The sequence below is a fragment of the Brevundimonas vitisensis genome (genome assembly GCF_016656965.1).
GTDB classification, from domain to species: Bacteria; Pseudomonadota; Alphaproteobacteria; order Caulobacterales; family Caulobacteraceae; genus Brevundimonas; species Brevundimonas vitisensis.
Genome location: NZ_CP067977.1, coordinates 1674961 through 1687732, shown reverse-complemented (window position 1 = coordinate 1687732; position 12772 = coordinate 1674961). Strand labels below are relative to the sequence as shown.

At 68.7% G+C, this 12772-nt stretch carries 12 protein-coding genes; 6 read left to right on the top strand and 6 right to left on the bottom strand.

Going from position 1 to position 12772, the window contains the following annotated elements:
- Positions 1 to 27 precede the first annotated feature (27 nt).
- Complete coding sequence (locus tag JIP62_RS08510; RefSeq protein WP_201101775.1) at positions 28 to 1002, top strand: ABC transporter ATP-binding protein; 975 nt, start codon at positions 28 to 30, stop codon at positions 1000 to 1002.
- Between the two features lie 31 nt (positions 1003 to 1033).
- On the opposite strand, the gene JIP62_RS08505 is transcribed toward JIP62_RS08510, so the two are convergent.
- The gene (locus JIP62_RS08505; RefSeq protein ID WP_201101774.1) at positions 1034 to 1402 is read right to left on the bottom strand and encodes a Tat pathway signal protein; all 369 of its coding nucleotides are present in this window, start codon (positions 1400 to 1402) and stop codon (positions 1034 to 1036) included.
- A 77-nt stretch (positions 1403 to 1479) separates the two neighbouring features.
- On the opposite strand from JIP62_RS08505, the gene JIP62_RS08500 reads away from it, so the two are divergent.
- The gene (locus tag JIP62_RS08500; RefSeq protein ID WP_230974697.1) at positions 1480 to 2556 is read left to right on the top strand and encodes a murein hydrolase activator EnvC family protein; all 1077 of its coding nucleotides are present in this window, start codon (positions 1480 to 1482) and stop codon (positions 2554 to 2556) included.
- Positions 2557 to 2712: 156 nt separating this feature from the next.
- Positions 2713 to 4080, top strand: coding sequence for a S41 family peptidase (locus tag JIP62_RS08495; RefSeq protein ID WP_201101773.1), 1368 nt, complete (start codon positions 2713 to 2715; stop codon positions 4078 to 4080).
- 70 nt (positions 4081 to 4150) lie between these two features.
- Here the strand turns inward: JIP62_RS08495 and JIP62_RS08490 are convergent, their stop codons facing one another.
- Positions 4151 to 5281: a hypothetical protein gene (locus JIP62_RS08490; protein WP_201101772.1), complete on the bottom strand. Its 1131-nt coding sequence runs from the start codon at positions 5279 to 5281 to the stop codon at positions 4151 to 4153.
- Between the two features lie 108 nt (positions 5282 to 5389).
- On the opposite strand from JIP62_RS08490, the gene JIP62_RS08485 reads away from it, so the two are divergent.
- Genes JIP62_RS08485 through JIP62_RS08475 form a run of 3 tightly spaced genes read left to right on the top strand, consistent with a single transcriptional unit; the run spans position 5390 to position 6955 of the window.
- Positions 5390 to 5596, top strand: a complete 207-nt coding sequence (locus JIP62_RS08485; RefSeq protein ID WP_201101771.1) for a twin transmembrane helix small protein — start codon at positions 5390 to 5392, stop codon at positions 5594 to 5596.
- 4 nt (positions 5597 to 5600) lie between these two features.
- Positions 5601 to 6173, top strand: a complete 573-nt coding sequence (locus JIP62_RS08480; RefSeq protein ID WP_201101770.1) for a cob(I)yrinic acid a,c-diamide adenosyltransferase — start codon at positions 5601 to 5603, stop codon at positions 6171 to 6173.
- 23 nt (positions 6174 to 6196) lie between these two features.
- The gene (locus JIP62_RS08475; RefSeq protein ID WP_201101769.1) at positions 6197 to 6955 is read left to right on the top strand and encodes a dienelactone hydrolase family protein; all 759 of its coding nucleotides are present in this window, start codon (positions 6197 to 6199) and stop codon (positions 6953 to 6955) included.
- Positions 6956 to 6959: 4 nt separating this feature from the next.
- Here the strand turns inward: JIP62_RS08475 and JIP62_RS08470 are convergent, their stop codons facing one another.
- The 4 genes from JIP62_RS08470 to glnD are packed head-to-tail and all read right to left on the bottom strand — an operon-like array spanning position 6960 to position 12772.
- Positions 6960 to 7406 carry a hypothetical protein gene (locus tag JIP62_RS08470; RefSeq protein WP_201101768.1) on the bottom strand — a complete coding sequence of 149 codons (447 nt, stop codon included), beginning with the start codon at positions 7404 to 7406 and terminating at the stop codon, positions 6960 to 6962.
- A complete protein-coding gene (gene trpS / locus JIP62_RS08465; protein WP_201101767.1) occupies positions 7403 to 8440 on the bottom strand; it encodes a tryptophan--tRNA ligase in 1038 nt (345 codons plus the stop codon). Before trpS ends, JIP62_RS08470 begins: the two co-directional genes overlap by 4 nt.
- On the bottom strand, positions 8440 to 10038 hold the full coding sequence (gene murJ, locus JIP62_RS08460; RefSeq protein WP_201101766.1) for a murein biosynthesis integral membrane protein MurJ: 1599 nt from the start codon (positions 10036 to 10038) through the stop codon (positions 8440 to 8442). The genes trpS and murJ overlap by 1 nt, the downstream gene beginning before the upstream one ends.
- A gap of 31 nt (positions 10039 to 10069) precedes the next feature.
- Positions 10070 to 12772: a [protein-PII] uridylyltransferase gene (glnD, locus tag JIP62_RS08455; RefSeq protein ID WP_201101765.1), complete on the bottom strand. Its 2703-nt coding sequence runs from the start codon at positions 12770 to 12772 to the stop codon at positions 10070 to 10072.

The following is a 12772-nucleotide window of genomic DNA, read 5'->3' as shown; positions in this document are numbered from 1 at the left end:
ACGCCACCCTGCTCGCCGGACCTCTCCATGACCCAGACCGATGCCCTGCCCGATGACGCCATCGCCATCCGGGGCCTGCGCAAGACCTATGCGGCTTCCAAGAAGGCGGCCCCGAAGACGGCTCTGGACGGGGTTGATCTGACCATTCCGCGCGGTTCGATCTTCGGCCTGCTGGGTCCCAATGGGGCCGGCAAGTCGACGCTGATCAACATCCTGGCGGGCGTGGTCAACAAGTCGGAAGGCGAGGTTCTGATCTGGGGCCGCGACATCGACAAGCGGCCGCGCGACGCACGCGCCGCCCTTGGGGTGGTACCTCAGGAGATCACCGCCGACGTCTTCTTCACCCCGCGTGAGGCGCTGGAGGTTCAGGCGGGATTCTATGGCGTGCCGGCCAACGCGCGCCGCTCGGACGAACTGCTGGCGGCCGTCGGTCTGTCGGACAAGGCCGATGCCTATGTGCGGGCCCTGTCGGGCGGGATGAAGCGGCGGCTGATGGTGGCCAAGGCCCTGGTCCACAATCCGCCGATCCTGATCCTGGACGAGCCGACCGCCGGGGTGGACGTGGAACTGCGCCGCCAGCTTTGGGCCTATGTCCGGCGGATCAATGCCCTGGGCGTGACCATCCTGCTGACCACCCACTATCTGGAGGAGGCGCAGGAGCTTTGCGACAGCATCGCCATCATGAACCGGGGCCGGGTGGTCGCCTGCGAGCCGACGCCGCAACTGCTGCGCCGCCTGGACACCCGCAATGTGGTGGTGACGCCCGAGCACCCGCTGGACGGCCTGCCTGACCTGAACGGGTTCGAGGCGCTGGCCCGCCCGAACGGGGCCTTTGCCGTCACCTATCGCAAGGGGCAGTCATCGGTGGAACAGGTGCTGGCCGCCGTGCGCGCGGCGGGCGTGACCATCGCCGATATCACGACCGAGGACCCGGACCTGGAAGACGTCTTTCTGGCCTTGACCTATGGCGACGCAGACCAGGCTGATCCGACAAAGGACTGACGCCAGCGCCTGACGCTGGCACCGACCGGCGTCAGACCACCATGACCGTGCCGAGCAGAACCCGTGCGCCGGCCCGGCCCAGCACCGCGTCGGTCGCGGCCTGCAACTGCTGCGACAGACGATCGATATTGGGCGGTGCACCGGGCGGCAAGGCTCCGGCGGCGCGTTGCACAACCTCGCTATAGGCGGCTCTCAGCCGGGGCGCGGACTGGTTGGCGCGGGTCCGCAGGGCAGCGTCCGCAACGTCGATCCCGGTCTCGACCGACATGACGCCGCGCCGTCCGTCGCGACGGACGACCGTGGAGGTGACAGTGGGAAAGCGGATATAGCTGGCCTGGGCCGCCTCGCCGGGGCCGCTGGCGGTTGAGCCGGAAAGTCCAAGGAGCGCGCGCCTGTCCATGCCCGGCAGGATCGGCGGACAGGCTTAATGCGCCGTTACGATCGTGGCGCTATGCCTTGGCCTGCAAGGAGCCCCTGTTGCGACATCTGTCCACCCTCGCCGCCATCGGCCTGCTGATCGCCGCACCCGCCTTGGGGGCCGTCGGCAACGCGCCTGACGAAATCGCGCGCCTTCAGGCCGAGTATCGCGACGAGGCGGCAAGGGCACGGCGATTGCGGGCCGACGCGGCAGAGGCAGAGGCAGAGGTTGCTGATCTGGAACGCCGCCTCAGTGGCCTGCGCCGCGAGATGTCGGGCGAGGATCGCCAGCTGTCGCTGCAACGCGACCGTCTGCGTGAACTCAGCGCCCGCGAGGCAGTGCTGGTGGCGCAGCTGTCGCGGGCCCGGGCGCGTCACTCGCGCCTGCTGGGGGCCTTGCAGATGATGACCCGGCGGCCGCCTCCGCCGCTTCTGGTGCCTGCGGACAGGGCGGTGGACACGGTGCGTGCCGCCATTTTGATGACCGCGATGGCCCCGGCGCTTCAGGCCCAGGGCGAGGGGCTGACCGGACGGCAGGCCGAGCTGGGCCGTGTCCGCCGCCTGGCCGTCCTTGGCAGCGAGCGCCTGTTCACCACCGAAAGCGATCAGGGCGACCAGCGCGCCGAACTTGAAGGCCAGATCGCCCGCAAGTCGGACCTGCGAACCGTGCTGGACGCCGAGGCGACCGAGGCCGAGCGCGCCGCAGCCGTGCTGGAGCGGCGCCTGTTGGCTCTGGGCGGTACCGTGCCGGTCCCGGATCGCGAAACGGCACGAACCGCGACCCGCCTGCCTGGCGGCCGCAGTCGTCTGACGCGCCCCGTGGCCGGGGCTCCGATCCAGCGGTTCGGCGGATCCAGCCGGGGATGGCGCTGGGCGGCGACCGGCGGTCCGGTCCGTGCACCGGCAGCGGCACGCGTGGTCCATGCCGGAGCATTGGAGGGCTGGGGCAGGGTGGTCATCCTGGATCTTGGCCCGGGCTGGCAGGTGGTTCTGGCGGGTCTGGCCAGCGTCTCGGTGGCGACTGGCGATCGGGTCGGTGATGGCCAGACGCTGGGCACCGCTGGTGCCTCGGGCGACATCTATATCGAGCTGCGCCGCGACGAGCGCCCCGTCGATCCCTCCCCCTGGCTCCGCTGATCGGCGAAATCGCTATGCAGGGGCCGATGACGCTGATTTTATCCGGTAACGGTGGTCGCGCCACGATTTGGTCGCGAGCGCCCCGTCAACTTGAGACGACATCTTGAACCTTCCGGGGCCGCCTCCCACACTCCAGGCCCCACTGAAAGAGACCGAATGCGTAAACTGCTTCTCGTCGGATGCGCCGCCCTGGTTCTGGGAGGCAGCGCCGCGGCCGTGGCCAGCCAGACCCCCCGCAACGAAACCTTCCGGATGCTGGAGCTGTTCGGCGACGTTCTGGCCATGGTCGAACAGGCCTATGTGGTGCCGGTCGACAACAAGAAGCTGATCGAGGCGGCGCTGCAGGGCATGATGACGGCCCTGGATCCGCACTCGAACTATCTGCCGCCGGACGGCTTCGGCGATCTGCGCGAGCGGACCGAAGGCCAGTATTCGGGCGTGGGCCTGACCATCAGTTCCGAGGGTGGTCTGGTGAAGGTCATCTCGCCCATGGATGGCGGTCCGGCCGCGCGCGCGGGCGTCATGCCCGGCGACGTGATCTCGGTCATCGACGGCCAGAACGCGGCCGGCCTGACGGTGTCGGAGGTGTCTGACAAGCTGCGCGGGGCCACCGGCACCAGCGTTTCGGTCACCTTCCTGCGCGACGGCTCCGATCCGCTGGAGGTCACCCTGACCCGCGAGATCATCAAGGTGGAGTCGGTCACCGGCCGGGTCGAAGGCGACTTTGGCTACATCCGCATCGCCACCTTCAACGAGAACACCGGCCGGGAACTGACCGAGACCATCACCCGGCTGAAGACCGAGAACCCGGCGCTGAAGGGCTATGTGCTGGACCTGCGCAACAACGGTGGCGGGCTGCTGACCGCCTCGGTCGCGGTGTCCGACGCCTTCCTGGAACGCGGCGAAATCGTCAGCCAGCGTGGACGTCGCCCCGAGCAGATCGAGCGCTATTCGGCCCGGCCCGGCGACCTGATCGACGGCCTGCCTCTGGTGGTGCTGATCAACTATGGCTCGGCCTCGGCGTCCGAGATCGTGGCGGGCGCGCTGAAGGATCACGAGCGGGCCACGGTCGTCGGCCTGACCAGCTTCGGCAAGGGATCGGTCCAGACGGTCATTCCGCTGCGCAATGGCGCGGACGGAGCCCTGTCGATCACCACGGCGCGCTACTACACCCCCTCTGGCAGCTCTATCCAGAAGATCGGCATCGAGCCGGACCTGGAGGTCTCGCGCTCGGTCGAGGAGGCGCGGATCGTCTCCCGGTCCAACTTCACCTATTCCGAAGCCGCCTATGCCACGGCGCTGGATGCCTCGATCGGGGCCGAGCGGCGCGGTCCGCACACCCCGGTCGAAGCGCCCGGCGAGGACTGGCCCGAGGACAAGGACTATCAGCTGGAGCGGGCGTTCGACGTGCTGCGCGCCGGGGGCGACCTGAGCCAACTGGCCGCCGCGCCAGCCGGCATCATCGTCACGCCCGCCGGGACCGAGGTGGCCGAAGCCCCGGCCGAGACCACGCCCGAGGAATGACCAGACCTCCCCCTTCTCCCTTCTGGGGAGAAGGGGGACGGAGCCTTGCGGTGAACCTCGATCGCGCCCGTCAGGCCGCGACGCTGGCGTAGTCGATCATCGCCTCGTCTCGGCCTCTCAGACCCGTCTCGAAATCCATGAAGATGTCGATCAGCTCTTCGGTCGAGACCTGGGCTGCGCCGGGGCTGAAGCGGAAACGCCAGAAGCTGACGATGTGCTGGATGGCTCCCAGCTGTTCGCCCAGGGTCGTGAACATGTCCGGTGCGCGCAGCAGGAAATCCCGGAACAGCATCGGCTGCCCGTCGATCGTCAGGGCGGTATAGGCATCGTCATAGATCCGCAGGGTCTCTCCCACCGCGTCGCAGGCCCGCCCGATCCGGTGCCGCAACACGCTGCGCCCGCGGTCCAGATATTCGCGGGCCGCCTTGTCGACGGGGCCAGAGGGACGGACGTTCCAGACCGCATCGGCCACGACCGCCGCCTCGAACAGCAGGGTGGTCAGCAGCCATTTGTAGTAGAGGAAGCCCTTCCAGCAGAAGACGCCCTCCTGATACTCGTCCGGCTCCAGCCGCAGGGTCACGCCCAGGGCCTCCATGCGGTCGCCCGGCGCATTGGACAGGATCTTGGACGCCATCCGGCGCACGGACTGCTCGATGGCCACATCGCCAAAAGTCTGGGCGCTGAGGGCGACCAGGGGCTGAATCTCGCGTTGGACAAAGGCGGACATGCGTTGCAGGTCTGCGTCGCTGATGGCGAAGTAACAGGGGGCCGGGTCGACCCCGCCCCGCCGCAACTGCTCACGCAGCAGGAAGGGATCCAGCGAGGGCACCCCGTCCATCAGACGCAGGGTGGCCATGTCCGGATCGTCGGGATGCAGGCCGAAGGCCTCGCGCATCACCCGCTCGAAGCCGTGCTGGTCGACGAAGACATAGCGGCCGCCGCTCTTCAGCTCGGCCATGTCGATCGGAACCACCACCTTGGTTGCGACCTGACGACGGCTTCGCAACAGGTCGATCTCGTTGCGACGAAGGCGGTGCTTGATGATCAGCGACCGATTCAGGGCTGGCGTTCGGAACATGGGCCGGGCCGCCCAGTCCGGATCGGACCCATGGTCCTGCGACACCTTCAGCAGGTTCAGCACGCGCGCGGTGGAGGCCGAGCGCCGCAGATGGGCCAGGTTACGGATAGTGCGGTCGGTCATCGATCCCCTCGAGACCAGCACCGTGCCACCAACTGATGACCAACGGCTTAGCTGGCGAGCCAATTCGTCGCTCTGGCGTCCGGGTCCGGCGGGGCCTAGTTTGCGGCCATGGGAAACGTTTTCGACATACTGGTCATCCTCGCCATTCTGGCGGTCGCCGTGACATTGGGGTTTGGCATCTATTCGCTGTATCGCGGCGGCGACTATGCCCGGACCAATTCCAACAAGCTGATGCGACTGCGCGTCGGCCTGCAGGCCGTGGCGATCGTGCTGCTGGTCGCCGGTATGTGGTGGAAATCCACCCAGGGGGGCTGAGCCCATGGTCACCCTGAACAAGATCTATACCCGCACCGGCGATGACGGGGCGACGCGCCTGGCCTCTGGCGCAGAGGTGTCCAAGAGCGATGCCCGGGTCGAGGCTTACGGCGCGGTGGACGAGCTGAATGCCGTCATCGGCATCGCCCGGCTGCATTCAGGCCAGAATGACCGCATCGACGCCATGCTGGGCCGTATCCAGAACGAGCTGTTCGACCTGGGGGCAGACCTGGCCACGCCGCATGACCCGGCCCCGACCTGGGAGGCGCTGAGGATCGTGGCCTCGCAGGTCGACCGACTGGAGGCCGAGATCGACTGGATGAACGAAAGCCTCAAGGCATTGGACAGCTTCATCCTGCCCGGCGGTTCGGCCCTGGCGGCCCATCTGCATCTGGCGCGGACCGTCTGTCGCCGGGCCGAGCGGGAGGCGGTGCGGCTGATCGAGGGCGGAGCAGCGATCAATCCCGACGCCTTGCGTTATTTGAACCGTCTGTCGGATCATCTGTTCGTCGCCTCGCGCCGGGCCAATGCGGGCGGCAGCGGTGACGTATTGTGGAAGCCCGGCGCAACGCGCTGACGCCATCAGGAAAGCCGAGCCGTATGGACACCTTGAGCGCTCGCTGGGCCCGGCTGGAACCCTTCGCCCAGGTTTTCGGGCCCGATGATGATCGGCCGCGCCCGGCGGTGCTGCTGTTCCACGGTTGCGGAGGGCTGCGGGATCACCTGCCCCTGTATGCCCAGGCGGCAGTGGCGGCGGGCTGGCGGGCTGTGATCGTCGATTCCTACGCGCCGCGCGGCTGGAGCCGGATGTTCGCCCTGGGGGCTGTCTGTTCGGGGATTGCGCTGCGAGGCTGGGAACGGGCGGGCGATGTCCTGGCCACCATCGAGGGTGTCTCACGCCGGGCCGATGTCGATGCCTCGCGCCTCGCCGTGGCCGGATGGAGCCATGGCGGCTGGTCGATCATGGAGGCGATGAGCGCCGACCCCGCCCCGCGCGGGGCCATGGGGGTGTTGGATGCGGAGCGCTGCGATCTGTCGGGGATCAAGGCGGCCTATCTCTGCTATCCCTATGTCGGGATTGCCGCGCCGAACCGGATGCGCCCGTGGCGGCATTGCCCGCGCATCCTGGCCGTCACGGCCCGGCGCGATCACCTGACCACCGTCTCGAACGCCGAGCGGGTCAATGCCATGCTGCGATCCTGCGGCGCCGAGGTCGAATCCTGGATCGCCGAGGGCACCCATTCCTTTGACGAGCCGATGAACGCCCCGCCGATGCGGCACGACCCCGAGCTGACCCGTCAGGCCCTGGACCGGTTCCGCCGCCTGCTGGAAGACACGGCCCCGGCCCTCACGGCCTGAAGCCTCAGCGCGGAGGTGGCGGCGCGGGAGACGTCTGCGGCAGCGTCATGGTCATCTCGCCCGCACGAGCGAAGCGCAAGGTGACCTCGGTCCCCGTGGCCCAGTAGCTGCCGTTCTCAAGCCCGAGCACATTGACCACCAGCGGCAGATAGGACGGCTCGCCATCAACAGGCGGTGGCAGGGTGATCGGCAGGGCGACCGGCTCGGCTTTGCTGAACATGTTTCCGTCGGTGCGGAACTCCAGCGTCTGACCCAGGGGTGTCGTGACGGCCAGCAACTGGTCCGGCTCGGTCCCCGTATTCTGGACGACGACGCGAATATGGCCGGTGAAGGGGGCACTGAGGCCCGACACCATGAAGGCGGTGTTCACCACCACCAGGGGCGAGGCCTGAGCCGGGGCCTCCTGAGTGGCGGGTTCGGCGGCCAGCGCCAGCATCAGTTCCAGCATCATCCCCTCCAGAATCCCACGATCCGTTTGACGTCATCCACCACCGGATCGGCGACGGCGGCCGCCCGCTCGGCCCCGTCCTTCAGCACGCGGTCGATCTCGTCGGGGGCGGCCATCAGGCGGCGCATTTCGGCAGTGACCGGGGCCAGCGACTGGACGGCCAGCTCGGCCAGAGCCGGCTTGAACGCTCCGAAACCCTGTCCGCCGAACTGTTCCAGCACGGCCTCGCGGCTGATGTCGGCCAGGGCGGCATAGAGGGTCACCAGGTTGCGCGCCTCGGCCCGCTCGGCCAGGCCGTCCAGCGTCTCGGGCAGGGGCTCGGGATCGGTTCGCGCCTTCTTGATCTTGGAGACGATGGTGTCGGCATCGTCCGTCAGATTGATGCGCGACTGGTCCGACGGGTCGGACTTGCTCATCTTGGCCGAGCCGTCCCGCAGGCTCATCACGCGCGGGGCCGGCCCCTGGGTCAGGGGCTCGGGCAGGGGGAAGAAGCCGGGCACACCGAAGTCGGTGTTGAACTTGCCGGCGATGTCGCGGGTCAGTTCGAGGTGCTGTTTCTGGTCCTCGCCCGTCGGCACCTCGGTCGCCTTGTAGAGCAGGATGTCGGCCGCCTGCAGCACCGGATAGGTGTAGAGGCCGACGCTGGAGCGTTCCTTGTGCTTGCCCGACTTTTCCTTGAACTGGGTCATCCGGTCCAGCCAGCCCAGGCGGGCCGTGCAGTTCAGGATCCAGGCCAGTTCGGAATGGGCCCGCACCGCCGACTGGGGAAAGATCACCGAACGGGCCGGGTCCAGGCCACTGGCCAGATAGGCGGCGGCGATCTCTCGCGTCTGGGCAGCCAGCAGGGCCGGGTCCTGCCAGACGGTTATGGCATGCAGGTCGGCGACGAACAGGAAGCAGGGCGCGCCCTGGTCCTGCAGGGCGGTGAACCGCTTCAGCGCGCCCAGATAGTTGCCCAGGTGCAGGGCCCCCGAGGCCTGGATGCCCGAAAGGATGCGGCGCGGGCCGGCATAGGCGGAGGAAACGTCTTCAGTCATCAGTCCAGTCCAGTCGGAGCCGCAGCCCCCGGTTCGCGGCGCAGGGCCGCCTTCAGTTCGGCGGGGCTCGCCGCGCGGAAAAGCACGACCAGCACGGCATAGACAAGGGCCCCAACGCCGCAGACGGCGACTACCGCAGCCTCCTTGGCCAGCAGCAGGGCGCTGAGCCGCTCATAGTTCAGGCCCGCAACGAACAGCACCGCCCCCATGCCCAGGCTTGCGGCAATCACTCGGGCCATGCGCGACACGAAGGCGGGTGACGGTCGCCAGGCCCGCTCGCGCATCAGGGTTCCAGCCAGCAGGATGACATTGGCCCAGGCCGCCAGACTGGTCGCCGCCGCCAGGCCCAGCACCCCGTCCTGGCCTCGCGCCGACAGGATGAAGAACAGCCCGGCCCCGACGGTGACGTTCAGTGCGACCGAGCTCATCGCATAGATCATGGGGCGGCGGGTGTCCTCGCGGGCGAAGAAGGGTGGGGTCAGAACCTTGGCCAGAACGAAGGCCGGCACGCCCCAGGCGAACTGGCGCAGGGCATCGGCGGTGCGGGCCGCGTCCTCGCTGGTGAAGGCTCCGCGCGTCACCGTGGCGTCGATGATGAAGAAGGGAATGACCAGCAGGGCCATGGCCGCGGGCAGGGTGAAGGCCATGGCCAGGGTCAGGCCGTCATCCAGGGTCCGGCGGCCGCCCTCGTGATCGCCGGAGACGAAGGCGCGCGTCAGGCGCGGCACCAGGGCCAGGCCGATCGCGACCCCAACCAGGCCCAGCGGCAGCTGATACAGTCGGTCGGCATTGTAGAGGACCGAGCGGGCCCCCTCATCCGATCCGGTCAGGACCTGGCTGACGACGGAGTTGATCTGCATCGCTCCGCCGGCCAGGGCTCCCGGCACAGCCAGGGCCAGGGCCCGCTTCACCGCCGGGGTCAGGCGCGGCAGATGCAGCCGTAGCCGGATGCCCAGCTTTCGGACGCCCCACCAAAGCAGGCCCGCCTGCGCTGCGCCCGAGACGGTCACCGCCACTGTGACCGCCAGCAGCGTCAGGGTCGGGTCGATCTCCGGCCAGACCAGGGGGGCCAGCAGGGGCACCAGGGTGCAGATGTTCAGCAGCACCGGCACCCCGGCGGTCAGGGCGAATTTCCCGCCCGTGTTGAGCACCCCCGACAGCAGGGAGGCGATGGTCATGAAGGCCAGATAGGGCATGGCCAGCTGGGTGGCGATCACGGCCACGCGCATGATGCCGTCATCGTCGCGATAGGCCGACAGCAGCCAGGGCATGATCCAGGGCATGGCGATCTGCAAGGCGATGCAGAACCCCACGACCACGGCCGCCATGAAGGCCAGGGCCTCGGACGCCGTCGCGGTGGCCGCCTCTTCGCCCTCTCGCTCGCGCACCCCGCCATAGACGGGCACAAAGGCCTGGGCGAAGGCGCCTTCGGCGAACAGTCGTCGGAACAGGTTGGGCAGCATCAGGGCCGTGGCGAACACGTCCATCAGCGGGCCCTGACCGAACCGTGCCGCCAGGGCCATGTCGCGGGCAAATCCCAGGATGCGGCTGCCCAGGGTCAGGGTCGCCTGGACCAGGGTATTGCGCGCAAGGCTCATCGGCGAGGTTCCAGAAAGGGGCCTGTGGGCTCTAGTCGGGCGATCCCTGCCGCACAAGGGGTGTGGGCTTGCGGCGCACGGATGATGCCGACAGCTCCGACACGTCGCGGGTCGAGGCGCGGACGGGCACGATCCGCCGTCCCGCCGGTAACACCGGCGCCTGGTCCAGCACCGACTCCAGGGCCGCGCGCAAGGCGACCGTGGACGCGACGCTCTCGACCAGAGGCGAGCCGCCGTCGTCCGTCACATAGAAGGCATCGACGGCTCGTGCTCCAAAACTGGCCACATGGGCCGAGCGGACCGAGATGCCGTGCGTGGCCAGGGTGCGGGCGAGATCGGCCAGCAGTCCGGGCCGGTCGGCCCCGGAGACCTCGATCACCGTTGCCCCTTCGCTGGCCCCCGTGTCGATCATGACGACCGGCCTGACTTCAAAGGCGGCGCGGCGGGCACTGATCGGGCGATCGACGGGGACGGCGGGGGCGTCCCGGCCCAGGGCGGCATTCTCCAGCGCCTGAACCAGACGGGACAGGCGCCGCGGTTCGGCCTGGCCATAGGGCAGGCCTGCCCCATCCTGAACCTCGAACAGATCCAGCGCCATGCCATCAGGCGCAGTGGCGACGCGGGCTCCCACGACATCGGCCCCCTCGGCGGCCAGAACCGTAGCCAGGTCAGCGAACAGACCGGGTCGGTCCGAGGCCGCGACCACGATCCGGGTGGCCGCCTGGGTCTCGGGGCCATCAGGCTTCAAGGCCTGGGCGGCGGCACCCGTCCGGCGAGCGCGGTCCATGAGGTCGGGGGCTGCCTCCAGCGGTCCGGGACCGGCAAGGGCCTCGCCCCGGAACAGGGCATCGACCCGGCCATAGAGGTCGCGCATCAGCGACCCCTTCCAGCTGTTCCACACGCCCGGCCCCACCGCCCGGATGTCGGCGGCGGTCAGGACCAGCAGCATCCGCAAGCGCTCCGGGTCGCCGACCAGGGCCGCAAAGGCACTGATGGTGTCGGGATCGGTGACGTCGCGTTTCTGGGCATAGTCGCTGAGCGCCAGATGATGTCGCACCAGCCAGACCACCAGCTCGATCCGGCGGCTGTCGATGCCCAGACGCTCGCAGGCCCGGCGCGCGGATATGGCCCCGTCCTCCAACTGGCCCCGGTTGCCGCCCTTGCCCACGTCGTGCAGCAGCATGGCCAGCATCAGCACCTCCGGATCCGCGATCCGGTGGACGATCTCGGTGGCCAGGGGATGATCCTCCTGCAGCTTGCCCCGCATGATGTCGTTGATGATGCCGACAGCCTGGAGCGTGTGCTCGTCGACCGTATAGGCGTGGTACATGTTGAACTGGGTCTGGCCGACGATGCGTCCCCACTCGGGCAGGAAACGGCCCAGCAGCCCGGTCTCGTTCATCAGGGTGAGGACGCGATAAGGCCGCTGTCCGCGCGCCAGAACATCGAGGAAGGCCTGGGCGGCCACCGGATTGCGGCGCAGTGCCGGTGTCACCAGCGACAGCGACCGGCTGACGGCCGAAAAGGCCTCGGGATGAAGGTCCAGATCGTGCCGGTCGGCCAGGACGAACAGGGTCAAGAGCCGCGTCGGGTCCTGGGCGAAGACGTCAGGGCCGGTGGTGGACAGCCGTCCCTCCTCGACGACGAACCCCTCGACGTTCAGACGGCGACGGCGATTGGGCATCAGGCGCGACAGGCTGAGGGTGTGTTTCTGCTGGCGAGCCTCCAGCTGGGCGCTCATGGCACGGGTCAGGGCCCCGACGTCACGCGCGACCAGGAAGTATCGTCGCATGAACCGCTCGACCGCCGGTTCGTCGCCGCGCCCACGCCAGCCCATGCGCCGCGCCACCTCGGGCTGAAGATCAAAGGTCAGTTTTTCCTCGGCCCGCCCTGCGGTCAGGTGGAGATGGGCCCGGACCCGCCACAGGAAGTCGAACGCCTCCTCGAAGCTGCGTCGTTCGCGCGCGGTCAGCAGGGCCTCCAGCACCGAGGCCCCCAGGGGGCTGGCCGGGTCCAGCGACCGGGCGATCCAGAACAGGGTGTTCAGGTCCCGAAGGCCGCCCTTGCCGTCCTTGACGTTGGGCTCGACCTTGTAGCGAACGGCCCCGGCCTTGATCTGGCGCTGATTCCGCTCTTCCAGCTTGGCGGCGATGAAGGGCCGCGGGTCCGCCTTGGACACCTGTTCCCGGAAACGGGTCATCATCCCTTCGGCCAGGTCTTCGTCACCGACCAGAAAGCGCGCTTCCAGAAGGGCGGTGCGTACGGTCATGTCGTCGCGGCCCAGCTTCAGGCAGTCGTCGATGGAACGCGACGCCGCACCCACCTTCAGCCCCAGGTCCCACAGGACATAGAGCATGAACTCCGTGACCTGTTCGCTGCGTCCGCTGGACTTCCAGGGCCGCAGGAACAGGATGTCCAGATCGGAAAAGGGGGCCAGGACGCCGCGGCCGTAGCCGCCGACCGCGACAAGGGCCAGCTTCTCACCCTCGGTCGGATTGGGCGCCGGATAGAGGGTTTCGGTCGCCAGCCGCCAGAGCGACGACAGAAGGTCGTCCGCCGCCGCGCAATACAGCCGCGCCACCTCGACCCCGCCCAGACCGGCCTCCAGTTTGCGCGCAACACGCGCCCGCGCCGCCTCATAGGTCTCGCGCAGAACCTCGGACACGGCGACGCGCACGTCGGACGCCAGTGCGGCGTGGGCCAGGCGGTCGTCCAGGGGGGGAAGGTCGGTCAT

Excerpts from the sequence above, each read along its gene's own strand:
- JIP62_RS08510 (WP_201101775.1), top strand. The coding sequence starts at position 28 with ATGACCCAGACCGATGCCCTGCCCGATGACGCCATCGCCATCCGGGGC.
- JIP62_RS08505 (WP_201101774.1), bottom strand. The coding sequence starts at position 1,402 with ATGGACAGGCGCGCGCTCCTTGGACTTTCCGGCTCAACCGCCAGCGGC.
- JIP62_RS08495 (WP_201101773.1), top strand. The coding sequence starts at position 2,713 with ATGCGTAAACTGCTTCTCGTCGGATGCGCCGCCCTGGTTCTGGGAGGC.
- JIP62_RS08490 (WP_201101772.1), bottom strand. The coding sequence starts at position 5,281 with ATGACCGACCGCACTATCCGTAACCTGGCCCATCTGCGGCGCTCGGCC.
- JIP62_RS08485 (WP_201101771.1), top strand. The coding sequence starts at position 5,390 with ATGGGAAACGTTTTCGACATACTGGTCATCCTCGCCATTCTGGCGGTC.
- JIP62_RS08480 (WP_201101770.1), top strand. The coding sequence starts at position 5,601 with ATGGTCACCCTGAACAAGATCTATACCCGCACCGGCGATGACGGGGCG.
- JIP62_RS08475 (WP_201101769.1), top strand. The coding sequence starts at position 6,197 with ATGGACACCTTGAGCGCTCGCTGGGCCCGGCTGGAACCCTTCGCCCAG.
- JIP62_RS08470 (WP_201101768.1), bottom strand. The coding sequence starts at position 7,406 with ATGATGCTGGAACTGATGCTGGCGCTGGCCGCCGAACCCGCCACTCAG.
- trpS (WP_201101767.1), bottom strand. The coding sequence starts at position 8,440 with ATGACTGAAGACGTTTCCTCCGCCTATGCCGGCCCGCGCCGCATCCTT.
- murJ (WP_201101766.1), bottom strand. The coding sequence starts at position 10,038 with ATGAGCCTTGCGCGCAATACCCTGGTCCAGGCGACCCTGACCCTGGGC.
- glnD (WP_201101765.1), bottom strand. The coding sequence starts at position 12,772 with ATGACCGACCTTCCCCCCCTGGACGACCGCCTGGCCCACGCCGCACTG.